Below are 23239 nucleotides of genomic sequence, written 5' to 3' on the forward strand. Positions count from 1 at the left end.
ACCGACCCCGCCTTCACCAGCGACCCCTTCACCATCCACACCCGCTGGATCGAAACCGAATTCACCAACACCATCACCCCCTACACCCCCACGGGTACGGAGGAGGCGGAGGAAACCGCCCCACGCGAGACCGTGGTGGTCGAAGTCGGCGGGAAGCGGCTGGAGGTTTCCCTCCCCGCGTTCCTGGGCGCGGCTGCCGCACCTGCCGCGGGGGACGGGGGCGGGGGCGGGTCGAAGAAGCCCAAGCGCAAGGCCGTGAAGAAGTCGGGGTCGTCCGCCTCGGGTGACGCGTTGGCCTCGCCGATGCAGGGCACCATCGTCAAGGTCGCCGTGGCCGAGGGCGACCAGGTCGCCGAGGGCGATCTGGTCGTGGTCCTGGAAGCCATGAAGATGGAACAGCCGCTGAACGCCCACCGCGCCGGCACCATCAAGGGCCTCGCCGCCGAGGTCGGCGCCTCCATCACCTCCGGCGCCGTCATCTGCGAAATCAAGGACTGAGGGCTGACAGCGAGCCACCTGTCCCCGAACCTCTGACCGTTTCAGAGCTCACCGGGCCCCCGTCTCACCGGTTACCCCCGTCTCACCGGTTACGCCGGATGCGGGGGCCCGGCAATTCGTATGGCATCTTCGTGCCATGGGTCTGGGGCGCGAAGCCCACGTGACAGACCATGGAGGCGGTGATTCCGCACCGTTGGCATCACCGGTGAACTTGGTCTCCCCCGCGTAACGGGGGCGGGGGAGGCCAATTTCCCGTGCCCGAACCGGCGTCGATCCGGCCTGAGTCGTGCCCGAGCGGGCATCGCCTCTTCACCGCTTCATCGTGCGCCCCAGGAACCCCAGGACCGTCTCCGCGTAGACCTCCGGATGGGTCTTGACGCCCTGCAGATGCTCGGTGTCCGGCAGCGTGTGCACCTCCGCCAGCGGATACCGCTCCGCCAGCGCCCGTACCCCGTCCGCCGGAATCATCGTGTCGCTCTCGCCGGCCAGAAAGAGCATCGGCGTGCTCTCGTACGCCCCCGTGGCCGCGGGCGGCCACTGCACCCGCAGCATCGCCACCGCCGCCGTCGAGGCGACCTTCTCCAGGGCCTTCCGGGACGGCCCCTTCCGTAGCGGGCCGGGGATCGGCAGCCCGTCGGCCGCGAGGAAGTTACGGAACAGCGGCCGCAATTCCAGCGCCGGGCCGCTGTCGAAGACGACCGCGTCGACCGGGCGCTCCCCGTCCCGCCTGAGCATGTAGAAGGAGGGGAAGGCGGAGATGGAGAAGCCGTAGACCGCGATCCGCGCCGAGGCGTACTCCGCCATGCCGCGCACATGCTTGACCACCGCGACCACATCGTCGGTGTGCCGGTCGCTCATGCCCCAGCAGGCCCGGTCCGCGCTGCTCTTGCCGTGGTTGCGGTGGTCGAACATGGCGACCGTATAGCCCGCCTCGTGGAGCATCTTGGCGTGCGCGAGGCTCGCGGACTTGCTCAGGCCCAGGCCGTGCCCGAGCACCACCACCCGGTCCGGGTCGCCCGCGCACAGCCACACATGCAGCCGACGCCCTCCGCCGCCCAGCGGCACGGTGACGTCGGTGCTGGTCAGCCCCAGGTCCGCGGGCTTCTTGTGGTACGGCCTGCGGGGCGGGTGGTAGATGAAGTACGAGAGGAAGGCGCCGTACAGCGGAGCCACCGGGAGGGCCAGCGCCGAGGCCGCCTTCGCCGAGAATCCGGTCGCCATGTCGCAAACCCCCATTACGGAAAGTGCACGGTCTGTGCTTGATCGTAGTGGTGCGGACGGGTGACCATACCAGTCGGTAGGGGAACGTGTCCTAAGTCACCGGGGGTCGCCCGTGCGGCAACGCCGCCCCGGGGCAAGGATGTTGAATCAGGCTCAGCGCTGCGGGGGGAGCGGAATCGTGTCGTACAGCAGTCCGGCGGATCCCGCCGTCGACACGGCGGACGGCACAGCAGACGGGACGAACGGATGGGGCCCGGTCCGCGCCCTGCCCGGCCCCGGGGACCGGCCCTCCGGCGCCGAGGTGGCCGTATGGCTGCTGCGGATCCCGCCGTCCGCCGCTGCCGCCGCCGCGCGCGCCGGGAAGCTGGACGCCCGCGAGAGCGAGCGGGCCGCCAGGTTCCGGGACGACACCTTGCGGGAGCGCTATGTCGCCTCCCATGTGGGCCTGCGCGTCCTGCTCGGCGCGTATCTCGGCATCGACCCCGCCGAGGTCGAGCTGATCCGCGAGCTGTGCGGCATGCCGGACTGCGACAAGCCGCACGGCCGCCCCGCCGTGGCGGGCGAGCCCGGGCTGCGGTTCTCGCTGTCGCACGCCGAGGACGCCGCGATGTACGCCTTCGCCGACGCGCCCGTAGGCGCCGACATCGAGGCCAGGAACGCGCGCCGGGGCGGCAAAGTGCTGGCCGGCCTGATCCGGCAGCTCCACGCCGATGAGCGGACGGCGATCGAGGCGCTGCCCGAGGCGCTGCACGAGGAGGCGTTCCTCAGCTGCTGGGTGCGGAAGGAGGCGTACCTCAAGGGCATCGGCACCGGCCTGCCCGGCGGTCTGCGCACCCACCACGTCGGCCTCGCCGACCACCTCGCCCCGCCCGACTCCGCCACCCCGCCCGGCTGGTCCCTCGCCGACGTACCCGCCCCGCCCGGCTACGCCGCCGCGGTCGCGCTGCGCAGCACCGACGGCACGGCGGCTGTGCGGCCGTCGGTGAGCGCGCTACTTCTGTAGTGCGTCGGCGTCACTTCATATACGCCAGAACGGCGAGGACCCGCCGGTTGTCGTCGTCCGAGACCGGCAGGTCCAGCTTGGCGAAGATATTGGATGTGTGCTTGATGACGGCCCGTTCGGTGATGACCAGCCGCTCGGCGATCGCGGCGTTGGACCGGCCCTCGGCCATGATGCTGAGGACTTCGCGCTCCCGGGCGGTCAGCCGAGCCAGGGGGTCGGCGGCGGAGGACGTGGTGCTGGCGAAGAGGCGGGCGATGACGTCGGGGTCCATGGCCGTGCCCCCGGCGGCCACCCGGCGGACCGCGTCGACGAACTCGTCCGGGTCGAACACCCGGTCCTTGAGCAGATATCCGATGCCGCCGGTGCCGTCGGCCAGCAGCTCCTTGGCGTACAGCTGCTCCACATATTGAGACAGGACCAGCACCGGGAGGCCGGGGATCTGGCGGCGGGCCTCCAAAGCGGCCTGCAGGCCCTCGTCGGTGAACGTCGGGGGGAGTCGTACATCGACGACTGCCACATCCGGACGTTTCTCGACGAGGGCCTGCAGGAGATCGGGGCCGGTGTCCACAGCGGCGACGATTTCGAAGTCGTATGCCTCCAGAAGCCTGACTAACCCGTCCCTCAGAAGGAAGAGGTCTTCGGCGAGGACAACACGCACGGCAGCTCCATGGTCAGTGTCGTCGGACCGCCCTGGGGGCTGGTCACGGCAAGGACACCGTCGAAAGTAGCAAGCCGACGCTCCATCCCGCGCAGTCCCGTGCCACGGGAGGGGTCCGCGCCGCCGATCCCGTCGTCGGTGACCTGGCCGCGCAGCCGGCCCGTCTCGTACCAGAGGTCGACCGTGACCCGCTGGGCCTCGCCGTGCTTGGCGGCGTTGGTCAGGGCCTCGGAGATCGCGAAGTACATGGCGGACTCGACGGGGGCCTCGGGGCGGCCCGGCAACTCGGCGTTGACGTCGACCTCCAGGGGGCTGTCCATGCCCAGGGCGCGGACGGCGTCGGCCAGGCCGCGGTCGGCGAGCACCGGCGGGTGGATGCCGCGGACCAGGTCGCGCAGCTCGTTGAGGGCGGCGGCGGAGGCCTGGCGGGTGTCGGCGAGGATGGCGCGGGCCGCCTCCGGGTCCTTGGCGAGCAGCCGCTCGGCCACGCCCAGGTTCATGCCCATCGCGACCAGCCGGGCCTGGGCGCCGTCGTGCAGATCGCGCTCGATACGGCGCAGCTCGGCGGCCGAGCTGTTGACGGCGTCGCTGCGGGTCTCGGTGAGGTGGCGCACCTGGCGGGACATCTCGGTGGGGGCGAGCAGCGACTTGGCGAACTGGGCGTGCACCCGGAGCAGATGCGGGCCCGCGGCCAGACCGGCCAGCACGATCGGGACGCCGAGGGCGGCGGCCATCAGGGCCGAGCCGTCACTGGTCACCTTGATCATCGCGTACCAGTTGTTGCCACCCGCGTCGGCGATGTCCTCCCAGATCAGCGGCATGATCAGGCCGAAGACGCCATAGCCGACCAGCGTCAGCGGCAGCAGCACGATCACCAGGCCGACCACCGGGTTGACCAGGGTCCAGGCCAGGTCCCGCCAGGTCGCAGGGTCGGTCAGCACCCACTGGTTGCGCTGCATTAAGCCCTTGAAGCCCGGCTCGGGAGCTGGCTGCGGCCGGTACGGGTCCTCGATCTCGACCCCCGACCACTGACCGGCCAGCCGCCGGGTGATCGCCGTGGTCCCCCGCAGGGCCACCGCCAGGGCGGGCACCAGGAGCACCCCGAGGCCGACACCCAGCAGCGAGATGGCGGTCACCACCAGGCAGAAGAGCACCACCTCCCACGGGGCGAGGGCGGCCAGCGCCAGCCCGCGGCCCATGGCGCGCACTCCACGGACGGGCCAGGGGCCGCTGCCGCCGACCTGTCGTCCGTCGGTCCTCTCGTCCATCATGATGCTCATTTCGTAACCCCCTCCTCGGGACGGCCCTTCCGCCGCTGTGTGCCATTCAGTCTGCCCGTGGCGAGCCCTTGGGGGCACTGGACTCGGGTGGCGTTTCGGAGGGTGTAGTCAGGTCCCCCATAAGACGCCACACAGGGCCATCGGCCTCCCCGCGCTCCTTGAGTTGACTTGTGGTTTGCGACGCAAGCCCTCTGTGAGCGAAGGAGCCGGTAAATGAGTACTCGACGCAGCGCTACCGCGGCGGTGTCCCTGCTGCTCGCCGTCCTCATGACCGTGCTGGCGACGGCCGCCTCGGCCTCCGCCACGCCGTCCGGCTCCCCGCGGCAGTCACGCGGCCTTGAGGACCTGGTCGACGACCTCGTCAAGAAGCAGCTGGACGAGTACCGGATCCCCGGCGCCGCGGTGGTCGTGGTCTCCGGCGGACGGCAGGTGCTGGCCAAGGGGTACGGGGTGGCCGACATCGACCGCAACACCCGGGTGGACGCCCGCCGTACGGGGTTCTTCATGGGCTCGGACGCCAAGGTGTTCACCGCCATGGCGGTGCTTCAGCAGGTCGAGCGGAAGAAGCTGGACCTGCGGGCCGACGTCAACCGGTATCTCACCGGCCATAAGGCCGGCTTCACCATCAAGGACAGCTATCCGGGGCGGCCCGTCACCGTACGGGACCTGCTGATGCACACCGCCGGGTTCGACAACAGCATCATCGGCCGCGCCACCGCCCACCCCGAGGACGCCGAACGGCTCCGCGACAGCCTGGCCGAACACCAGCCCAAGCGGGTGCGCCCGCCGGGCAAGGTGTCCAGCTACGACAACTACGGCGTGGCGCTGGCCGGCTACCTGGTCGAACTGACCTCGGGCGAGCGCTTCGACGCGTACGTGGGCCGCCACATCCTCCAGCCGCTCGGCATGACCCGCACCTCCTTCGCCCAGCCGCACCCCGCCGCCATCGCTGCCGAACGGGCCGGCGGCTACCGCCCCGACGGCAAGCGGCAGGTGCCCGCCGAGGGCCAGTACGGCGCCTGGACCCCGACCGGCGCCGCGGCCGTCACCACCGCCACCGACATGGGGCGGCTGATGCTCGCCCAGCTCGCGGGCGGCAGCCTCGACGGCCACCGGGTGCTCGGCGAGCGGCTGACCCGGGCCATGCAGCACCGCCAGTTCGGCAACGACCCGAGGCTGCCCGGAATCGGCTACATCCTCGAGCAGCGTGATCGGGACGGCCACCGCATGCTGGTGAAGGACGGCGACATCCCCGGCTTCCACGACAACCTCGCGCTGCTGCCCGACCGGGACACCGGCGTGTACGTCGCGTACAACGGCGACGGCAAGGACGGCAGCGCCTCCTGGGCCGGCCAGGAACTCGTCAACCAGGTCGCCGACCACACCTTCGGCACCCCGCGCCGCGCAGCCACCGCCCGGATGGGCGAAACCGGCAAGTTCACCGGCTTCTACCGCTCCACCCGCACCAGCCACTCCGACCTCACCCGCGCCGCCGCGCTGACCAGCTCGGTCCAGGTCACCGCGGGACCGGACGCCACCCTCACCACCACCGGCCCGCTCAGCCGCGACCCGGGCGTCACCAAGCAGCACTGGGTGCGCATCGGCGACGGCCTCTTCCAGGAGAAGGACGGCCAGGAACGGCTCGCCTTCAAGGACGGCAAGCTCTTCCTCGCCTCCGACCCGACCGTCGCGTACGAGCGGCTGCCCTGGTACGAGTCCCCGGTCCTGCATCAGCAGCTCCTGATCGGCTCCCTCGGCGTGCTGCTGCTGTCCGTCACCGCCTGGACCATCGGCGCCCTCATCGGCCGCCGCCGAGGCTCCGCCACCGCCGCCCCGGCAGGCGCCCAACTGGCCCGCCTGCTCGCCTGGACCACCGGCGTCCTCCTCACCGTGGCCACCGCCTGCTTCGCCCTCCTGGTCGCCGACCCCAACTCGCTCAACCAAACGGTCTTCCTCGGCGACTCGCCCATGCTCAAGCTGGTCCCGGTCCTGGTGAAGGCGGCGCTGGCCACCACGGCCGCGGTGCTGGTGTGCACCGTGATCGCCTGGTGGCGCCGCTGGTGGGGCTGGGCGGCCCGGATCCACTACAGCGCGGTGGCGCTGGCCGCGGTGCTCTTCCTGGTGGTCGCGGGCAACTACCACCTGGTGGGCTGACGCCCGCTCGTCCTTGCGGCTACGGCCCGCCTGAGGCGCCGCGACATGTGGCGCCTCAGGTGCGCGTGTCAAAGAGGTGCGCGTCAAAGACGTGCGCGAATCGTCAACATCTCTGCGCGGACCGACAAGGCCAGGTGCGGTCGCGCTCGGCACCCTGGATGCCGAAGCCCCGAACAACCCTTGATAGAGGGGGAGACATCCATGAGCATCACAGCAAAGATCGCCGCGACTGTCGCGGGAAGCATCCTGGCCCTGAGCGCAGCGGTCGTTCCCGCCGCCGCCTCGCCGTCGACGGCAGCCGACGCGGCCGCCGGTACGGCGGCCGGTCCGGTGCAGGGCGCCTGGCTCACCGGGCTGCCCGGCACGACGGCCAACGTGGCGGGCGACGTGATTGCTTGCTGCTGAAGGCGCGTCGGGGATCCGATGGGCGGTGGCCGGCCGAGGGACGGCCGGCCACCGTCGGGCGCGCCGAAGACCGCGTCAGGGCCGGACGGGCTTACCGCGTCCCCAGCCCCAGGCGAGCCGGTCGGCGCCGGACTGGTTGGTGGTGGCCAGCGAGGGCCGGGCGGGGTCGCCGGTCAGGGTCTGCAGGGTGTAGGTGTCGTCGGTACGCAGGCCGGGCCAGTAGACGGAGCCCATCTTGAGCTCGCGGAAGGTGTCCGTGACGGCCTGGACGTAGTTGATGAAGTTGTCGGACGGAGCCGGCTTGTTGTAGTTGAGGCCGGTGGTCATCGGGGCGCCGAACTCGTCGGCGACGGTCCGGTTGGCGCAGTCGCCTATGCGCACCTTGAGGTCGGCCACCCACTCGTCGTAGGTGGCGTAGCTCTTCCAGAACCCGTAGTGGTGCAGCGACAGGTACGTGCCGTCCAGACGCGGGTCGGCGCAGACCGAGGTGACGTGGTCGTTGTAGCCGGCGCCGCTGACGAACACCCGGTTGCGCGGGACCGAGGGGTAGGTGGACAGCCACTTCGCGGCGATGTCGGCCCATTCGGTGTCGGTGTAGCCGTGGGGCTCGTTCATCGGCTCGAAGTAGACCTGCTTGTCGCCCTTGTACGCGTCGACCACGGTGTTCCACATGGGCCAGAAGGTGGCGGGGTCGTCGATGTAGCCGTCCTTGCGGGGGCCCGTACCCTCCCAGTAGGAGAGGATGATCTTGAAGCCCTTGTTCGAAGCCGCGTCGATGACCCCGCGGTACGACTTCCAGTAGGGGCCGTTGACCGTGTACGGGTTGATCGGTAGCCGGACGGTGTTGGCGCCGAGGTTCGCGCGGAACCCCGAGATGATCCGGCTCGCCTTGGCGTACGTCTGGTCGTAGCTGTCGGACGTCGACAGGCCGGACAGCACGACCGGGTCGTCGGCGAAGTTGTCGCGGGGATCGGCCCAGTTCACGCCCCGGAACTGGGTGGTGTCTCCGCTGGGCGCGGCGGAGGCGGGGCTGCCGGCGAGGGTGGTGCCGGTGGCCGCGGCGACCAGGATCGCGACGAAGGCGGCGCGCAGCCGGGGGGTGAAGCGCGCTCTGGAGGGGCTGGCGGGACTGGCGGGGCTGACGGGGGATGTGCGCATCGCTTGCTCTTTCGGGAGAGGCCGACTCAGCGCATGGCGGAGCTGCATGTCCGAGTAGCCGTCGGGGGATGTCGTACGGGCGATGTTTACGCAAACATGGGGGGCGCCCGAATCGTGACACCCGGCACAGCGGCCGTCAAGGTTTCCGGCATGTGACCGCCGTGGTCACGGGCTGCGATCTGCGGGTCCCCGTCCGCCACACGGTCGGCCAGGACCCCCGCGCCGCCGTGCGGCGGCCGCGGCGGTCTGAGCCCTCAGCTGGGGTGGGTCTGAGCCCTCAGCTGGGGTCGGTCCGAGCCCTCGACTTGGATCCGGCTGAGCGGTCAGCTGGGGTCCGGGTCCGTGAAGTACGCGGCGGGCTCGTCGGAGAGCTCCCCGTTCATCCACAGGTTCATGCCGTAGCCGAGCCGGCGGCCCGGGTAGAGCGTTGGAAGATCGCTTGTGGCGGCCGCGAAGTCCTGGTCGACGTCCAGCAGCCGCAGCTCCTCACCCCTGCCCAGCAGCGGCCCCCGCAGGTCGGCGGGGACGGCGGCGTCGAAGGCCGGCCAGTCGATCCGCCCTTCGTCATCCTCGGGATCGAAGACGTCGGGGACGTCGATGAGGGGACGCAGATCGACGTGGCCGATGAGGCGCCCGCCCTCGATCACCCACAGATCGCTCGTCTCGTGGTCATCCACATGGTCGCTCCGGGTGCTCTCGACGCGGTCCGAATCCTCGGCGTCGAAGAACAACTCGGTGAGCAGAAGCTGGATGTGATCACGCCGGTTGTAGACGAAGAACGTCGTCCAGTCCAACTGGGTGGAGAACTGCCGCTCCAGGATGTAACAGGACGCTGCCGCGCCGTCCCCCGTCATCGGAACCCCTCCCGTAGGTGATCCTTTTCCCGGCCTAGGCTAAGCCTCATGCCAGAAGCCATTGACGCCCTCATGCGGGATCTCTCGGACAACGACCGCACGGTTCGCAGGACCGCGGAGGACGGCCTGGTCGCGCTCGGAGCGCAGAGCGTCGACCGGCTCCTGCCGTATGTCCGCGATACGCGACGGGGGAGCCCGAGATTCAGTGCCGAGTCCGTCCTGAAGCGGCTGGGTGAACAGGCGCTGCCGCGCCTTCGGGAGATCCGGCGCCATGGCCCCGGGCGGCTGCGCGGCAAGGCCCTGGAGACGCTGGTCGACCTGGGCGGTGCGCAGGCGCTCGACGATGCCGACCGGCGTGCCGTGGAACGCCTCGTACGGATCAAGCTCCTCGACGAACTCCCGGTGAGTCTCCCTCTGGACGCCGGCCGCTGGCTGGCCTTCCCGGCGGAGCGGCTCGACGACGCCGTATCCGCCCTCGGTCTGCACGACCTCCGGCCGGTCACCACCGTGCTGGGCGTGGACGCCACCACCCGAGCCGACGACGCCATGGATTTCCAGGATTCCCAGGGGGAGAAGCAGAGGGCCTACCGGGTTTTCATCACCCCGGAATTCGACAGCTGGTATTTCGTGTCCGCAACGCACAAGAAGTGGCGCATGGTGTGGGGGAATGCCTTCGTGGACGAACTCGACGGCTTCACACTGGCCGACAAGCTCAGCGAGCGCTGCGGGGAGGCCCACTTCTACGTCATCGACCCCTACCACTCCGGCTCGGTCTGGTATGTCGCGCGCGATGGCCGCAGGGTGCGGAGCTACGGCACCTATGACTACCCGGAGTTCCGGGGCAAGCCACTCCCGTTCGAGATGAGCTTCATCCAAGACGCGAAAGACGGGATCGAGGACGAGAAATACGCCAAGGGCGTGCCCGACGCGGGCACGGCGGCCGGCAATCTCTCGGTCGAACCGGGCCCCATGTCCGCGGAGGACACCCACGGCCACGGCTGGCTCGCCACCACCCACCCCGACCTGCCCAACTCCCGCTTCAAGGGAGCCCTGCCCATCTGACTGACCGCACCACACCGGGGCCAACTAAGCTCACGCACCATGTCGTCGCCGCACACACCCTCCCCCGCGCCGAACGCCACGGTCATACGCGTCGGCCGCCGCAGCGCCATGACCGGGCTCCCCTGCTCCATCGTCCTCATGGCGCTCGGCGCTGTCGGCATCTTCGGCATCGTGCTGGTCGCCATGGGAAAGCAGAAGGGGGAGGCCACCGTCACGGGGTTCGTGGGCCTCGGGTTCGCGGTGGCGCTCGGCGTTCTCGGGGTCGTTCTCTTCGTCCCCTTCTGGGCCAACCGCCGCAGCAGGATCCTCATCGACCACACGGGCCTGTGGCTCGAAAAGGGAAACCTCCGGAACGTCATCCCCTGGCACTCCCTCGCCGGAATTGCCCTCTACTGGAGCGAATTCGGGCGCAACGGGAAGATCTACTCCCTGGAGCTGTACCCCACCGGCCCCATCGACCGGGACGACCCGATCCTGTGGGGCCTGGTCCGCGACGAGGAACCGCTCCACCCCGGCCTGCCGCGCGTACGCCACCGCATCGTCCTCACCGCCCCCAACCAGGGGCCGGTGGTCGAGGCGGTCCAGAGCCGCGTCCCGCAGATCTGGCTCGGCGAGTCCCAGCGCCCGGCGGGCCACATAGGCCACCCCGACGTCAGGGGCCACCGGGAGCGCACGCGAGGTCGTACGCGGTGACACGCGCCGTGGCTGATCGGCCCGCCCGCGTTCGACGCGGGGCTCGCCGGCTTGGCCGCGGACGAGAAGGGCCGCGGGGCGTCCGGCCTCAGCCGGGAAAGGCGCCGGCGAACCCGGCCAGATTTCGCGGGCAGGTCCATATCTCCCGCGTCATCCGACCCTCGTACCAGGACTGCGCCCCCTCCTCGTCGGGCCAGTTCTCGTCATCGGCCAGGGCCGCCTCGTGGTCGGCGTCCCGCTCCGGATGGGCCAGCATCTCCAGGACGTACCGGAAGTTGTCCAACTCCTCATCGAACGGCGCATCGTCACAAGGATGCTCCTCATGCTCACAGGACGCCTGCCCGAGAGCCCGCTCGACCGCGCCCATCGCCTCCATCACCCGGGCCTCGGCCGCCGCGTCCGGGCGGGCATAGATCACATAGGGCCCGATCAGCACCAGCCCCAGCGTCCACAGCGCCGTCTCCGACCCGGCCCCGCCGGCCGCCACGCTCGCCTCGAGATTCTTCGCGCACTTGAGCACCGTGGCCTGCGCATCGCCGAGGTAGTAGCCGTGACGCATCTCGTCCCAGTCGGCGATCAGCTCGTCCCACTCGGCAGGGGTGGTCGGCCCCGGGGTGGGACGTACCTCGTCGTCGCGCCGGTCCTCGGCTGTCTCCGCATTGGTCACGACCCGAGGATGACATGAGGGACTGACCGCGACGGCGCGGGGGCACGCGCTCCGGTTGGGCATCGGACCGAGCGTGACCCCTCACGGGCTTCGAGCAGGTGATCGGCGTGGTCACCGATCCGGCATACCGGCGACGCGGCCACAGCCGCGCGATCATGCGGGGTCTGCTCGCCTGGTTCCGGGAACGTGGGGTCGCCCGGGTGGATCTGCACGCCTCCGCCGAGGGTGAGCTGCCTGCGCCAGTGAGCGTGCTCGGCCCTGGCCTGTGCGCGTACCTGCTGACGTGTTGACCAACCAGTGATCGCCGACGCGAGGACGGTGCCTGCCACGCCGATCGATGCCCCGAGCAGTGCCGCTATTCCCTGGTCCACGCAGATGTGTCTACCGCACCTGCCTGCGGCCGGATATGCGCGGTCACTCACGGGATCCACGCGGAGCCGTTCGCTTCGCCCGCGCCTGTGCGCCGTCTCGCGGCATTCGGGTCGGGCGGGTGCGGCTTTCGTCTCGGACCCTGCGGGTCCAAAGCGCCGGCAGCGGGAAGGAAGGGGGCGGCCGACCCGGTGTCCCGGTCCCTCGGCCCGGCGGGCGGCTGAGCTCAGGACGGGCGACTGCTGCCGCGCGGTGGCCGAGCCGGTCAGTCCAGCGGTGCGCTGCGTCGGGGCGCGCGAGCGTGACGAACGGGCCACGCGCCGCTGGTCGGTATGGTGCGGACGCCACGCTGGTGCATCGTCTCGCGCCTTCGGCGCACAGCGGCCGGCAGGGCGGCCGGAGGCATCGTCGCCGCCTTGCCCAAGGGGCCGTCACCGGCCGGCGGGCGGTGTCGGTGGATGGTCGCCCGGAGCGGAGGGCGTCGGTCCGGTTGGGGCTCTCCACCCACCTGTCCTCAAAAAAATGCTTGATCTGCATCAAAAGCCCGGGTTCAGGTGGTGGTTGCAACACCTCAGCTCAGCGAGGTGTTCATGGCCCGTCGACGGCCTCCTTTGCCCAAGTCGTTCCGCGTTCCTTTCTGGGATAGGCGGCTACATGCTTGGGCGGACGGGTACCGGGTCGTCCGGCGAGTCCAGCCAGACTCGCTCGCCCTCGCTGTCCACGGTCAGCCCGAAGCGGTCGAAGCCGGGTCGGCCCCCTTCCTGCCACCACCGATAGGCCGCTTCCGCCTCATCCCAGAGCCGGCGTGGGCCCGACTGCCACACACGCGCCGTCGCTCCATCGCGGAACTGCACGCATGCCCACGAGCGGTCGGTGAGCCCGTAGAACCACACCGGGCGCGCCCCGTCGTCTTTATCGGCGACGAACTGTCGACAGTGGCGGACAAGCAGGCCCAGCGCGAAGCGCTGCGGGCTGAACCGGCCGGTCACGAACTGCTCTTCCGTGATGGTGGTGGACGATTCATCGCCGTCGGCCACGCTGCCCGGGACGTACGCGGAGTGCACCAGGGGCGGCAGGCGCTGCGCCCGGAGTTTCATGAACTCCACCGGTCCGGTGAACGCGCCTGACGCGCTGTGCCCGTCGTCGGCGACGATCAGTCGGGCCACCGCGTCCCCGTTGCCGTAGTGCGTGCCCCACGGCGCGACGATGACCCCGTGCGGTCTGCTCTGCCGCACCCACGCGAACGGGATCGACCGGAGCCCGCAGGTCGCGATGATCCGGTCGTACGGTGCCGCCTCCGGGCAGCCCAGCACGCCATCCCCATGCACCACATGCATGGGTGCGCCGAAGCGCTCAAGAGCGGCCCGCGCTGTTGCCGCCACAGACTCGTCCACTTCCACCGTCACGACGTTCTCCGCGCCGAGCCGGTGAGCCAGCAGCGCGGCGTTCCAGCCGGTGCCCGTGCCGATCTCCAACGCCTTGTGGCCGGCGTGTACGTCCAGGTCCCGGAGCATGGAGAACACCACGCTCGGCATGGAGGCGGAGCTGGTGGACACCTGGCCCGGCTCCGTGCCCGAGTGCTCCCCGTCGTCCCATTGCGTGACGATGGGCGCGTCGGAGTCGGCGTACCTCAGCCATTCGTGCGGATCGTCAGCTTTGCTGACCGAAACGCTGCGAGCGGTCTGCATATCGAAGGGCCACATCAGGCCGGGCAGAAACGCGGAGCGGGGGACAGCCTGGAACGCGGGTGCCCAGTCGGGGGTGAGCAATCCGGCGGACATGAGGGCGCGCCCCAGCTCTGTGTGGCTGGGGCGGTCCTGGTGTGCGTTGGCGGTCACGGGGCGGTGGCCTCGAACGCCTTGGGCGGGTTGGGTACGCCCGGGCCACCGTCCGGCGACGGCGGCTGGTGCGGGCCGGGGTAGGGCTGTCCTGGCAGCTTGTCCCCGTTGCCGCCGTCGGCGGCCGTGGTGATCTGCAACCTCAACGTTCTCACCTCCCAGTGATTTGGGTGACGTGTCGTGGCGCTGTCTTAATCAGACGGGGAGTTGCCAGCTCGGGCCATCCGGATCCTTCAGCCAGACGGTCTGCGTCTCGTTGGTGACGGTCATCCCCATGGTGGACTGGTCGGACGATCCGGCCTTCTGCCATACGGTCAGGGCCGCTTCGACCTGGTCCCACAGGCGCAGCGGGCCATGTTGGTGGACGGTCCAACTGTCTTGGCCCGCTTCCGTCCATGCCTGCGACCCGGTGGCCACGTCGGCGAGGACCACGTCGTTGTCCCCAGTGGTCCAGAACTCGGCCGAGGGCGCGGCCAGCTGGGCGATGAAGTGCCCCGTCCAGTCCTGGAGAAGCCCGGGATCGATGCGGCTGGGGCGGGTCAGACCGGGGAGGCGGTGGAACACGGGTCGGGGCGGGCGCTCGTGGGGGCGGGCCAGCATGTACGAAATCGTGTCCCCGGTGAAGCGTCCGGTCGCGGTGCCGCTGTCGTCGAGGGCGAGGCGGATGAGGCCGGAGGCGATCATCCATCCGCTGACGGTGGTGGTGATGCTCCCGCCGTCGCGGACCTGCCACAGCCAGGGGCGGGGGATGTGCCGGACGGCGCAGGTTGCCACCACTGCGTCGTACTCGGCGCCCTCGCTGTGTCCCTGGAGCCCGTCGCCGGTGACCAGCGTGGGGGAGTAGCCGATCGAGTGGAGGCGATTGGCGGCTGTTTTGACCAGGTCGGGGTCGTATTCGATCGATGTGACGTTCGCATCGCCCAGGCGGTGACAGAGGATTGCGGTCGAGTAGCCGGTGCCCGTGCCGACCTCGAGCACCTTGTCCCCCTCCCGGATCCCCGCCACTTCGAGCGTCCGTACGACCAGAGACGGGAGGGTGGCGGAAGAGGTGGGTCTGCCGACCATCGGCCCGGGGGCGTCGGCGGGGCCGATACCGTCCACCTGGGTGACCCATGTGGTGTCGGAGTAGGCCAGGCGTAGCCACTCCTCCTCGCCGATCTCCGTGCGGTTGACGGGTTCCCAGGTGGCGCCGTTGGGCCGGTAGAACTCCGTTCCCAGGAAGAGCTCCCGGGGGACGGCCTCGACGGCCGCCCGCCATACGGGTTGGGTCATGCGGCCGCTTTCGCTGATCCGGTCGGCGAGGGCGCGGCGGAGTTGGGCTGCGTCAGCGGGCATGGGGGTGTCCTGAGTAGTGGAGTTGATCGGCGAGGGCAGTGGTGATGCGCGCGGTGATGGGATTGGGGAACCAGGCCCATTGGCCGTTGGGATTGCATTCATACATCCACCAGCGGCCGTGACGGTCGACGCCGAAATCAAAGGCACCGAAGACCAGGCCGAACGCGTCCAGATAGGCCCGGGCTCCCTTGGCCACTTCCGGCGGCGTTTCGATCAGGGCGTACGAGAGCGCGTCGTAGTCCCTTCGCCAGTCCAGTCCCGGCGCCCCGTCAATGCGCACGGCGAAGAAGTGGTCTCCCACGACTGTCAGGCGGATGTCGGCCACCTTGTCCAGGCGCGGTTGGAAGAGGTGAATGGTCCGCGCTACGCCGGTGTCGATGTCCGCGGGATCCACCTCCTCCACCCACACCGTGAGCGCGCGGGAGTCTTCGCCGCGGTAGTCGCTGTTCCGTACGGGCTTGTAGACCACCGGTGCGTACTCCGCAGCGAACTGTCGGGCCCGCTCGGCGTCGTTGGTGATCAGAGTCGGAAGCACCGCCAGCCCGCACCGTGCGGCGATGGCGAGCTGGGCGGGTTTGTATTCAGCCTCGCGGTTGCGCCAGGGATGGTTCACGTAGTGCGCGCCGGGCAGTGCCCCGAGCAGCCCGCCCAGGCCGTACCGGGCCTGATCGGCGCACCAGCGTGCGTCCTGAGCGCTCAGATCACCGGCGGCGGTGTAGGGGCTGGGGCGTCGCCAGTAGACCGAACGGATCCGTTGGAGGTCAGCGCAGCGGGAAGGGGTGCGCAGACTGCCGCTCAGGCCGTGACCGTCCGCGCAGGCGCTCACTGCCACCGTGGCGGGGAAGTCACCGGGGTCCAACCGCACGACCGGGACCTGTCGGGCGTTCAACTGCTCGATGACCAGGTCGGCGGTGGTGTCCTCCACCTTGGTGACGACGAGCACGGCCGGTTCGCGGTCAGCTTCACCCATCAGTCGGTCTCCTGGTCGCTTCCTTCGTCCGTGTTGCCGTCCAGACTCGTCTTCGGCTTCGTCTCCTTCGCCGTTGACGGCTTCTTGTGTTTGCCCGTGACCGGTACAACGATGCCGTCCGTGTCGAGCCACTGGCCGATCTGGGTCTTTGGGTTGAGCACGGTGGTGGCGTGAGGGAGTTGTTCTGCCGGGGGGAAAGGCCTCATGCGAGTTAATCCCCAGGGGACTGGAGCGTGATCACTCACGTGCTGTCTCCTTGTAGTCGCGATGCTTGTACTTATTCAGCGTGCGGTCTCTTCGGGGGGCGCCTGGTAGAGGGCGCAGAGAGCATGGCCCGGGTACGGGATGCGCTCCTGGCGCGCCCGTGAGTCGCTTCGCGGTCGGCGAACGGCATGCCGGGGCGCGCTGCGGGGCTTGGCCTCGTATCACGGGGTCCACTTGGGCCACCGGCCCGATGAGCACACCATGCACGCGACCTTGGCCGTGCTCTCGCACGTCACGCACCCCGCGAATCCGCCGCAGCCGGGGCAGTTGACCTTGCCCCAGCCCGCGCAGTAGCCGCAGTACCACCTGTGGCTGTCGGCATCCGCCCCGGTCTGCGTCGGCTCACTGGGCCGCCTCTGTGCCGGGCGGGCTGTCATGGGCCGGGCGTACCCGTATCCCGGAGGCGCAGGCGCATTCGCCGCTCCGGGCAGGGGATTCCGGTGCGGTCCTCGCAGCGGCAGGGGCGGAACCAGAGGGGGTCCAGGGCGGCTCTGAGGTCTTCGGCTGTTGCCTGGTGGAGGGCGGTGCCTTGGGTGGTTCTTGTGCGGATGCTCTTCTTGACGACGCGAGCCAGGGCCCGGGCGGCCTCCGGGCGGAGGGCGTGGATGTGCACGAGGCCCAGGGGCGCGGCGCCGCCCACGGCCGACCAGCCGATGCTCAGCGCCTCGATACCGGCGAGGGCTAACGCGGAGCGGAGTTCGGCGGCGGCTCTTTCGGGGTCTGCCGCGGGTTCTTCGAGGCCGGTCACCGTTCCATCGCCGTCCGTTCTTGGATGAAGGGCGGGATGTACGGGGGCGCCGGGTCGAGGGTTCGCATGAGGGGGATGGTCCACCCGATCGGGATGCGCGGTAGTCGGAGGCGCGTCTGTTCCGCGTACGACACCGGGCGTGGCATGAGGTCCGGCGTGGTGGCGGGGGAGTCGGAACGGGAATGGGCTGCCGTTCGAGGGTGGCGGTTCGGTGGCCGAACAGCGCCCTTTTCACTCGTCCGAGTGATCGTGATACGAATTGCATTGTCGGTCTGCGTCTTTCAGATCGGCCATGCCCCCGGACCGCGGCCACGGTCGCGGGGGTCCTGTATGCCTAGTCAACGGCGCTGAGCCCGGCCTGACTTGCACACTTCTTGCACACTCGCCACGCGTGACGCGGTTCGGAGTGGGACCATGGGGAACATGAACGGCGCGAATGTTCCCGGGCCCGGCGCCAATATCGCGGCGCTCCGTAAAGATCGCGGGTTGAGCCAGGTCGCTCTGGCTCGCCGGTCAGGTGTTTCCGTCTCCCTCCTCAGTAAAATCGAAGTGGGAGACCGAGCTTTAACGCAGGGCGTAGCCGCATCACTGGCCAGGGCGATGGGGCTGACCCTGGACCAGGTGCTCGGGCGGACGTCCGGTGCGGATCTACCTGATCTCAGTCATGCCATTCGTCGTTTCGATCTCCCCGGAGAACCACCCCCCAACCCGGAGGGTTTGGTGCTTGAGGTGGAGGTTCTGAACCGGCATCGGTGGAACAGCGAGCTGGCCGAGGTGTCGGCGAAGCTTCCGCGACTGCTGGCCAAGGTGACCAATCACGCCCATGCGACGGGGCGTCCAAGCGACTGGACTCTTGTCGCCGACGTCTACAGCGTGGTCTATTGGCTTGCCGCCCGGCACAGGTGGATGCACCTGGCCGAGCTGGCCACCATGAAACAGCGGCTGGCGGCGGGGCGGGCCGATCCGATCGCGGCCATTGTGGCGGCGAGGGACGATGCGGGTACGTTCTTGAACTCGGGCGACTTCGCCGGTGGGCTGGCCATTGTCGACCGGGCCATCGTTCAGGCGGAATCATCACTGCGAGCGCGCGAACGGGCCTTTGGGCTGGGCATTTTGCACCTCCGTGCGCTGACCCTGGCCGGCCGATTGAGGGACAAGCAGACGACGAACCGGCACATTGAGGCCGCGTGGCGTGCGGCGGAAGACTTCCCGGAGGACGTTGCCGAGCACGGAATCCACTTCGGTCAGGAGAATACGGCCACGCATGTCATTTCCACGGCTTCCGATATGGAGCGACACCGTGAAGCTCTGGACACCGCGGAGGACTTGATTCGCACGGGCCTCACACTTCCGGCAACCCGTGTCGGGCCTCTGTACATGAATATAGGGCGCTCTCAGCTGGCCCTGGGGGACCGTGACGCAACCCTGGAGTCCCTTGAGAAGGCGTGGGACGTGGCACCGGAAATGGCGGCCGTTCATCCGACCAGTCTGGAGCTTACGCGCGTACTGACATCACTGCATAAGCGCAGCAACCCACGCCTGACCAGGCTGGCGAAGCGGGCCGGAATCGCGATGTGAGCCACGTCCCCGCCGGGGTCACCGACCCTCGGCGCCGAGGGGATGCGTGGAGGAGGGGCCTACGGGACCATCCAGCAGGTGGGCGCGCTGGGGTCGCCACCAGGGCAGAAGCTGGACGACACCCCACGCCACCTCCACCACCAAGAAGGCCCACAGGACCCGCGTGGCACCCTGGGCCAACGCGTACGCGAGCCACATGGAGAACAGCGTGCGCGCGACGCCGTCGAACAGGCCATGAACCGGCAGGGGCTTGGCGATACGGAGCAGCGCCCAGATGACCACGACCGAGCCCATCAGATTCGCGTAGAGAGTCTGCATGGGGTCGACGGCGGGCAGGAGGCCGAGCCCGAGGGTGTCGCACAGCGAGTTCAGCGCGTCGTGGACCAGCGCATAGGTCCACGGCGTCGCGAATCCCGCCGTGACGACGAGGTCGTACCAGGCGCTTGCGCGTACGACGCGGAGATAGGTGTGGCGGGATGGGGCGAAGAGACGGTTCATGGCGAGGCTCCTGCTGATCTCGGAGGCGATGTGCAGCCGCGGCCTCACGCTAAACAGTGGAGTACGCTCCAAGGTTAAGTCCACAACCGGGCGGAGAGCCATGCGTATCGGGGAGCTGGCCGCGCAAGCGGGCCTGAGCAAGGACACCATTCGCTTCTACGAAAAGATCGGCCTCGTCAGCGGGCAGCGTCTGCCCAACGGCTATCGCGACTTTGCACCGGAGACCGTGACCTGGCTGCATTACGTCCGCACCGCGCAAACACTCGGCTTCTCGCTGGCCGAGATCGCGCGGAACTTCGAGGAGCTGCGCGATGCCCCGGACTCCGCCGAGGCGTTGTCCGCGTTGTTCGAGGAGAAGATAAGGGTGATCGATGCGCGGATGGCCGAGCTCGCGGCCCTGCGGGCCGATCTCGATGCGCGGGTCGGTACGGGATGCCCGTTGCGGGTGTCGTAAGTCTGACCAGGTCAGTGGACAGATCGACCACTGACGGGTAGACAAGCGCCCGAAGAACCCGGAGCACTGGCCTGGAATCGCGGGACGAGAGGCGGCAATGACCTTGGATCGAGCCATCCAGGCCGTACCGAGCCAGGGAAGGATTGCCGCGGAATTGCAGGAAAATGCGCCTGAGTCCCTCAGCCCCTTCGTCATCGTCGGCGCCGCGGTTCTCGCTCTCCTGATCATCCAGTTCGTCGTCTACCTGGCGATCCGGCATCGTCGGCGACAGCGCCGATCGACGGTCCGGCCTCCCACCGTCCCAGCGCAGGTCAGCGCGACCCTTCCGGACCCCGAGGCCGTCACGCTGTCGTCGGGCCGGTTCACGCCGCTGGAAGAGCTCGGCCGCGGCGGCATGGGTGTGGTCGTGCGGGCGAGGGACAACGTGCTGGGGCGGGAAGTGGCGATCAAGCAGCTTCTTCCGCCCTTGGGGCTCTCGCCCGACGCGAGAGTGACCATGCGAGCTCGTATGCTCCGCGAGGCGCGGGCCGCCGCGCAGCTCGACCACGGGAACGCCGTGACCGTCTACGACGTCCTCGTGGATCAGGATTCGGTGCTGATCGTGATGGAGCTGGTGAAGGCGGTGACGCTGAAGGAGATGGTGGAGCGCGAGGGGCCGCTGCCCCTCGCGCGGGTGGCCGCGATCGGCCTCGCGATGCTCGATGTGCTGAGGGAAGCGCACGCACTGGGCATCGTTCATCGCGACGTCAAGCCCGCGAACGTGCTCGTCCGGCGGGACGGATCGATAAAGCTCGCGGACTTCGGCATCGCCCGGTTCGAGGGCGATCCGACGCTCACCGAAGTGGGCGCCATCATGGGGACGCCGGCCTATATGGCCCCGGAGCAGATCCGGGGGCTGGAGAGCTCACCCGCCTCCGATCTGTGGGGACTTGGAGCCACGCTCTTCTACGCCGCCGAGGCATCGGCCGCCTTCGACGGGCCGAGCCCGACGGCGGCAATGGCCGCCGTCCTGACCGACCCGCCGCTCACCCCGCGGCGCGCGGGGTCGCTGGGTCCGTTGCTCATCGGCCTGCTCGCGAAGGATCCCCAGGACAGGCCGGCACCGGCACGGATCCGCTCCGATCTCGCGCAGCTGACTTTGCGTATCTGACACGGTTGCCCATGCGGCGGCACAGCAGGGGCAACGGGTCCGGGCGCGACCAGCGAAGCAGGCCCCCGGCCGTCCCGGCGCCAACGGCCGGGACCAGCCGGGTCAGCGGACCTTGGCGAAGAAGGTGCGCATATCGGCGGCCACGTCGTCGGGGCGCTCCATGGCCACGAAGTGGTGGCCGCCCGGGTTGTCGGTGGGCCAGTGGACGATGGTGTTGTGGCGTTCGGCGAGCCGCCGGATGCCGGGAGCCCCGCTGTAGACGCCGGTCGGCACGGCCTTCTGGCCCTCCGGCCAGCCGAAGCCTGTGCTGTCGTACATGGGCCAGGAGGAGGAGCCGAAGGTGTCGGTGAGCCAGTAGAGGGTGGTGTTGGTGAGGATCAGGTCGCGGTCGATCAGCTCCTCGGGGAGTTTGTCGGCGACGGTGAACTCCTTGAACTTCTGGATCATCCAGGCCAGCGCGGCCACGGGGGAGTCGTGCCAGCCGTACGCGAAGGTCTGTGGTGCGGCGCGCAGCAGGGCGTGGTGGGGGACGCCGTTCATCCAGTCGGCCTGCTGGAGCTGTTCGAAGGCCGCGCGTTCGTCGTCGGTCAGCTCGGGGAGGTCGGCTTCGGTGGGGAAACCGAGGCCGGCGACGATGTAGACGCCGACGACGTGGTCCGGTGCCGCCTTGGCCACTTCCGGGGCGATGTACGCGCCGAGGTCACCACCTTGGACGCCGTAGCGGTCGTAGCCGAGGCGCTGCATCAGCCGCACCCAGAGCCCCGCCACCCGGGCGACGGTCCAGCCGGTTTCGCGGGGCGGTGCGGAGAAGCCGTAGCCGGGCGGGGACGGGACGACGACGTGGAAGGCGTGGGACGGGTCGCCGCCGTGTGCGCGGGGGTCGGCGAGGCGGCCGATGAGGTCGGTGAACTCGATGAAGGAGTTCGGCCAGCCGTGGTTGAGGATCAGCGGCAGGGCGTCGGGTTCGGGTGAGCGTACGTGCAGGAAGTGGATGTCCTGTCTGTCGATCTCGGTCATGAACTGGGGGAATTCATTCAGCCGCGCCTCGTGGCGGCGCCAGTCGTAGCCTCCCTGCCAGTAGTCCGCCAGCTCCTTGAGATGGGCCAGCGGTACGCCACGCCTCCAGTCCTCGCCGGGGAGTTGGCTCGGCCAGCGGGTGTTGGCCAGGCGGTCCCGCAGATCATCCAGGTTGGACTGGGGGATGTCGATGTGGAAGGGGCGCGGTTCATTACTCATGGCGGCGACAGTAGGGGCCATCTAGGTCAGATTTCGGCCTAGATCGCGCGGCATCATGGGTGTCATGAGTACTCCTTCGGGCCGGCTCCTGACTCTGCTGTCCCTGTTGCAGACCCCGCGCGAATGGCCCGGCAGCGAGCTCGCCGATCGGCTGGGCATCAGCCCCCGTACGGTCCGGCGGGACGTCGACCGGCTGCGCGAGCTGGGATATCCGGTCGAGGCGAGCATGGGGGCCGCCGGGGGATACCGGCTCGCCGCGGGCAAGGCCATGCCGCCGCTGCTGCTCGACGACGAGGAGGCCGTGGCCATCGCGGTCGCGCTCAGTACGTCGGTCGGCAAGCCGGTGAGCGGTATCGAGCAGGCGTCCCTGCGCGCCCTGGCCAAGCTGGAGCAGGTGTTGCCGTCCCGGCTGCGGCACCGGGTCGGGGCCTTCCGGGCCGCCACGGAGTCGCTGTTCACCGAGAGCACCACGCCCGTCGACCCGCATGAGCTCGCGGTGGCCGCCGCTGCCGTGGCCGGCCATGAACGGCTGCGGTTCGGCTACGAGTCGGGGGACGGCAGCCGGACCCGGCGGCTGGTCGAGCCGCACCGGCTGGTGCTGGCGGGGCGCCGCTGGTATCTGCTGGCGTACGACACCGAACGCGACGACTGGCGGATCTTCCGCGTCGACCGGATGTCCCGCCTCCAGCCCACCGGCGTACGCGTCCCGCCCCGCGAACTGCCCGAGAAGGACGCGGCCGCCTTCGTCACCCGCCGGATGTACTCGCTCGCGCCCACCTACGAGGTGCGGGCCACCCTCCGGCTCCCGGCCGCTCAGGCGGCACAGCGGCTGGGAGCCGCGCCCGGCGAGCTGCGGCCGATCGACGAGAACAGCTGTGAGCTGCACGGACGCGCCGATACGTTGGAGTGGCTGGCGTCCCGGCTGCTCATGCTGGGCTGTGAGTTCCAGGTGCATGAGCCCCCGGAGCTGCTGGCCCATCTGCGCGTGATCGGGGACCGCGCCCTCCGGGCCGCCGCCACGCGGCCGTGACGTTGCGGTGAGTTTGCGGTGAGTATGGGACAGCGACACGCCGACGCCACGGCGGGTCGGTGTGGCAAATAAAACCCCAAATTGTCACATTCCCGGGGGCCCCCCCACGCTACCCC

At 69.6% G+C, this 23239-nt stretch carries 25 protein-coding genes; 11 read left to right on the forward strand and 14 right to left on the reverse strand.

What is annotated here, in order from left to right; all coding sequences use genetic code 11:
* A partial coding sequence (locus tag ACWDSL_RS39270) for a biotin/lipoyl-containing protein (protein ID WP_450492745.1) occupies positions 1–498 on the forward strand: 498 nt, incomplete at its 5' end.
* Positions 499–807: 309 nt separating this feature from the next.
* Here the strand turns inward: ACWDSL_RS39270 and ACWDSL_RS39275 are convergent.
* A complete protein-coding gene (locus ACWDSL_RS39275) occupies positions 808–1719 on the reverse strand; it encodes an alpha/beta hydrolase (RefSeq protein WP_450492746.1) in 912 nt (303 codons plus the stop codon).
* A gap of 178 nt (positions 1720–1897) precedes the next feature.
* Here ACWDSL_RS39275 and ACWDSL_RS39280 point away from each other — a divergent pair, with 178 nt between their 5' ends.
* Positions 1898–2722, forward strand: coding sequence for a 4'-phosphopantetheinyl transferase family protein (locus ACWDSL_RS39280; RefSeq protein WP_450492747.1), 825 nt, complete (start codon positions 1898–1900; stop codon positions 2720–2722).
* Between the two features lie 10 nt (positions 2723–2732).
* Here the strand turns inward: ACWDSL_RS39280 and ACWDSL_RS39285 are convergent, their stop codons facing one another.
* A complete protein-coding gene (locus ACWDSL_RS39285; RefSeq protein ID WP_089512892.1) occupies positions 2733–3380 on the reverse strand; it encodes a response regulator in 648 nt (215 codons plus the stop codon).
* Complete coding sequence (locus ACWDSL_RS39290) at positions 3344–4660, reverse strand: sensor histidine kinase (protein WP_450492748.1); 1317 nt, start codon at positions 4658–4660, stop codon at positions 3344–3346. The genes ACWDSL_RS39285 and ACWDSL_RS39290 overlap by 37 nt, the downstream gene beginning before the upstream one ends.
* 213 nt (positions 4661–4873) lie before the next feature.
* Here ACWDSL_RS39290 and ACWDSL_RS39295 point away from each other — a divergent pair, with 213 nt between their 5' ends.
* Positions 4874–6814: a serine hydrolase domain-containing protein gene (locus ACWDSL_RS39295; RefSeq protein WP_450492749.1), complete on the forward strand. Its 1941-nt coding sequence runs from the start codon at positions 4874–4876 to the stop codon at positions 6812–6814.
* 201 nt (positions 6815–7015) lie between these two features.
* A complete protein-coding gene (locus ACWDSL_RS39300; RefSeq protein ID WP_450492750.1) occupies positions 7016–7219 on the forward strand; it encodes a hypothetical protein in 204 nt (67 codons plus the stop codon).
* Positions 7220–7294: 75 nt separating this feature from the next.
* On the opposite strand, the gene ACWDSL_RS39305 is transcribed toward ACWDSL_RS39300, so the two are convergent.
* Both ACWDSL_RS39305 and ACWDSL_RS39310 read right to left on the reverse strand, forming a co-directional pair.
* Positions 7295–8377, reverse strand: coding sequence for a glycoside hydrolase family 5 protein (locus ACWDSL_RS39305; protein ID WP_450492751.1), 1083 nt, complete (start codon positions 8375–8377; stop codon positions 7295–7297).
* Positions 8378–8700: 323 nt separating this feature from the next.
* On the reverse strand, positions 8701–9231 hold the full coding sequence (locus tag ACWDSL_RS39310; RefSeq protein WP_450492752.1) for a hypothetical protein: 531 nt from the start codon (positions 9229–9231) through the stop codon (positions 8701–8703).
* A gap of 48 nt (positions 9232–9279) precedes the next feature.
* Here ACWDSL_RS39310 and ACWDSL_RS39315 point away from each other — a divergent pair, with 48 nt between their 5' ends.
* Together ACWDSL_RS39315 and ACWDSL_RS39320 are read left to right on the forward strand one after the other, a co-directional pair.
* Positions 9280–10293, forward strand: coding sequence for a HEAT repeat domain-containing protein (locus ACWDSL_RS39315; protein WP_450492753.1), 1014 nt, complete (start codon positions 9280–9282; stop codon positions 10291–10293).
* Positions 10294–10332: 39 nt separating this feature from the next.
* A complete protein-coding gene (locus ACWDSL_RS39320) occupies positions 10333–10986 on the forward strand; it encodes a hypothetical protein (protein ID WP_450492754.1) in 654 nt (217 codons plus the stop codon).
* A gap of 88 nt (positions 10987–11074) precedes the next feature.
* Here the strand turns inward: ACWDSL_RS39320 and ACWDSL_RS39325 are convergent, their stop codons facing one another.
* A complete protein-coding gene (locus ACWDSL_RS39325) occupies positions 11075–11653 on the reverse strand; it encodes a hypothetical protein (protein WP_450492755.1) in 579 nt (192 codons plus the stop codon).
* A 98-nt stretch (positions 11654–11751) separates the two neighbouring features.
* On the opposite strand from ACWDSL_RS39325, the gene ACWDSL_RS39330 reads away from it, so the two are divergent.
* Positions 11752–11943, forward strand: a complete 192-nt coding sequence (locus ACWDSL_RS39330) for a GNAT family N-acetyltransferase (RefSeq protein WP_450492756.1) — start codon at positions 11752–11754, stop codon at positions 11941–11943.
* A gap of 729 nt (positions 11944–12672) precedes the next feature.
* Here the strand turns inward: ACWDSL_RS39330 and ACWDSL_RS39335 are convergent.
* The 6 genes from ACWDSL_RS39335 to ACWDSL_RS39360 form a co-directional block, all read right to left on the reverse strand.
* Positions 12673–13860: a methyltransferase domain-containing protein gene (locus ACWDSL_RS39335; RefSeq protein ID WP_450492757.1), complete on the reverse strand. Its 1188-nt coding sequence runs from the start codon at positions 13858–13860 to the stop codon at positions 12673–12675.
* Positions 13857–14006: a hypothetical protein gene (locus ACWDSL_RS39340; RefSeq protein WP_450492758.1), complete on the reverse strand. Its 150-nt coding sequence runs from the start codon at positions 14004–14006 to the stop codon at positions 13857–13859. Before ACWDSL_RS39340 ends, ACWDSL_RS39335 begins: the two co-directional genes overlap by 4 nt.
* Before the next feature lie 49 nt (positions 14007–14055).
* Entirely contained in the window at positions 14056–15195 is a 1140-nt protein-coding gene (tgmC, locus tag ACWDSL_RS39345) for an ATP-grasp peptide maturase system methyltransferase (protein ID WP_450492759.1), read from the reverse strand.
* Positions 15185–16165 (reverse strand): ATP-grasp ribosomal peptide maturase, encoded by a 981-nt coding sequence (tgmB, locus tag ACWDSL_RS39350; RefSeq protein ID WP_450492760.1) that lies wholly within the window; start codon positions 16163–16165, stop codon positions 15185–15187. The genes tgmC and tgmB overlap by 11 nt, the downstream gene beginning before the upstream one ends.
* Complete coding sequence (gene tgmA, locus ACWDSL_RS39355; RefSeq protein ID WP_450492761.1) at positions 16165–16410, reverse strand: putative ATP-grasp-modified RiPP; 246 nt, start codon at positions 16408–16410, stop codon at positions 16165–16167. Before tgmA ends, tgmB begins: the two co-directional genes overlap by 1 nt.
* Positions 16411–16802: 392 nt before the next feature.
* On the reverse strand, positions 16803–17177 hold the full coding sequence (locus ACWDSL_RS39360; RefSeq protein WP_450492762.1) for a hypothetical protein: 375 nt from the start codon (positions 17175–17177) through the stop codon (positions 16803–16805).
* A gap of 423 nt (positions 17178–17600) precedes the next feature.
* Here ACWDSL_RS39360 and ACWDSL_RS39365 point away from each other — a divergent pair, with 423 nt between their 5' ends.
* On the forward strand, positions 17601–18755 hold the full coding sequence (locus tag ACWDSL_RS39365; protein WP_450492763.1) for a helix-turn-helix domain-containing protein: 1155 nt from the start codon (positions 17601–17603) through the stop codon (positions 18753–18755).
* Positions 18756–18773: 18 nt separating this feature from the next.
* On the opposite strand, the gene ACWDSL_RS39370 is transcribed toward ACWDSL_RS39365, so the two are convergent.
* Positions 18774–19253, reverse strand: a complete 480-nt coding sequence (locus tag ACWDSL_RS39370; protein ID WP_450492764.1) for a hypothetical protein — start codon at positions 19251–19253, stop codon at positions 18774–18776.
* A gap of 100 nt (positions 19254–19353) precedes the next feature.
* Here ACWDSL_RS39370 and ACWDSL_RS39375 point away from each other — a divergent pair, with 100 nt between their 5' ends.
* Together ACWDSL_RS39375 and ACWDSL_RS39380 are read left to right on the forward strand one after the other, a co-directional pair.
* Positions 19354–19707, forward strand: a complete 354-nt coding sequence (locus ACWDSL_RS39375; protein ID WP_450492765.1) for a MerR family transcriptional regulator — start codon at positions 19354–19356, stop codon at positions 19705–19707.
* Positions 19708–19804: 97 nt separating this feature from the next.
* A complete protein-coding gene (locus ACWDSL_RS39380; protein WP_450492766.1) occupies positions 19805–20857 on the forward strand; it encodes a serine/threonine-protein kinase in 1053 nt (350 codons plus the stop codon).
* Positions 20858–20959: 102 nt separating this feature from the next.
* On the opposite strand, the gene ACWDSL_RS39385 is transcribed toward ACWDSL_RS39380, so the two are convergent.
* Complete coding sequence (locus ACWDSL_RS39385; RefSeq protein WP_450492767.1) at positions 20960–22093, reverse strand: epoxide hydrolase family protein; 1134 nt, start codon at positions 22091–22093, stop codon at positions 20960–20962.
* A gap of 64 nt (positions 22094–22157) precedes the next feature.
* Here ACWDSL_RS39385 and ACWDSL_RS39390 point away from each other — a divergent pair, with 64 nt between their 5' ends.
* Positions 22158–23123, forward strand: coding sequence for a helix-turn-helix transcriptional regulator (locus ACWDSL_RS39390; protein ID WP_450492768.1), 966 nt, complete (start codon positions 22158–22160; stop codon positions 23121–23123).
* Positions 23124–23239: the final 116 nt, after the last annotated feature.

It is taken from the genome of Streptomyces sp. NPDC000941 (assembly GCF_053599555.1).

Coding starts and splice junctions, on each gene's coding strand:
- ACWDSL_RS39275 (WP_450492746.1), bottom strand. CDS start 1,719: ATGGCGACCGGATTCTCGGCGAAGGCGGCCTCGGCGCTGGCCCTCCCG.
- ACWDSL_RS39290 (WP_450492748.1), bottom strand. CDS start 4,660: ATGAGCATCATGATGGACGAGAGGACCGACGGACGACAGGTCGGCGGC.
- ACWDSL_RS39295 (WP_450492749.1), top strand. CDS start 4,874: ATGAGTACTCGACGCAGCGCTACCGCGGCGGTGTCCCTGCTGCTCGCC.
- ACWDSL_RS39300 (WP_450492750.1), top strand. CDS start 7,016: ATGAGCATCACAGCAAAGATCGCCGCGACTGTCGCGGGAAGCATCCTG.
- ACWDSL_RS39305 (WP_450492751.1), bottom strand. CDS start 8,377: ATGCGCACATCCCCCGTCAGCCCCGCCAGTCCCGCCAGCCCCTCCAGA.
- ACWDSL_RS39310 (WP_450492752.1), bottom strand. CDS start 9,231: ATGACGGGGGACGGCGCGGCAGCGTCCTGTTACATCCTGGAGCGGCAG.
- ACWDSL_RS39315 (WP_450492753.1), top strand. CDS start 9,280: ATGCCAGAAGCCATTGACGCCCTCATGCGGGATCTCTCGGACAACGAC.
- ACWDSL_RS39320 (WP_450492754.1), top strand. CDS start 10,333: ATGTCGTCGCCGCACACACCCTCCCCCGCGCCGAACGCCACGGTCATA.
- tgmC (WP_450492759.1), bottom strand. CDS start 15,195: ATGCCCGCTGACGCAGCCCAACTCCGCCGCGCCCTCGCCGACCGGATC.
- tgmB (WP_450492760.1), bottom strand. CDS start 16,165: ATGGGTGAAGCTGACCGCGAACCGGCCGTGCTCGTCGTCACCAAGGTG.
- ACWDSL_RS39365 (WP_450492763.1), top strand. CDS start 17,601: ATGAACGGCGCGAATGTTCCCGGGCCCGGCGCCAATATCGCGGCGCTC.
- ACWDSL_RS39370 (WP_450492764.1), bottom strand. CDS start 19,253: ATGAACCGTCTCTTCGCCCCATCCCGCCACACCTATCTCCGCGTCGTA.
- ACWDSL_RS39375 (WP_450492765.1), top strand. CDS start 19,354: ATGCGTATCGGGGAGCTGGCCGCGCAAGCGGGCCTGAGCAAGGACACC.
- ACWDSL_RS39380 (WP_450492766.1), top strand. CDS start 19,805: ATGACCTTGGATCGAGCCATCCAGGCCGTACCGAGCCAGGGAAGGATT.
- ACWDSL_RS39385 (WP_450492767.1), bottom strand. CDS start 22,093: ATGAGTAATGAACCGCGCCCCTTCCACATCGACATCCCCCAGTCCAAC.
- ACWDSL_RS39390 (WP_450492768.1), top strand. CDS start 22,158: ATGAGTACTCCTTCGGGCCGGCTCCTGACTCTGCTGTCCCTGTTGCAG.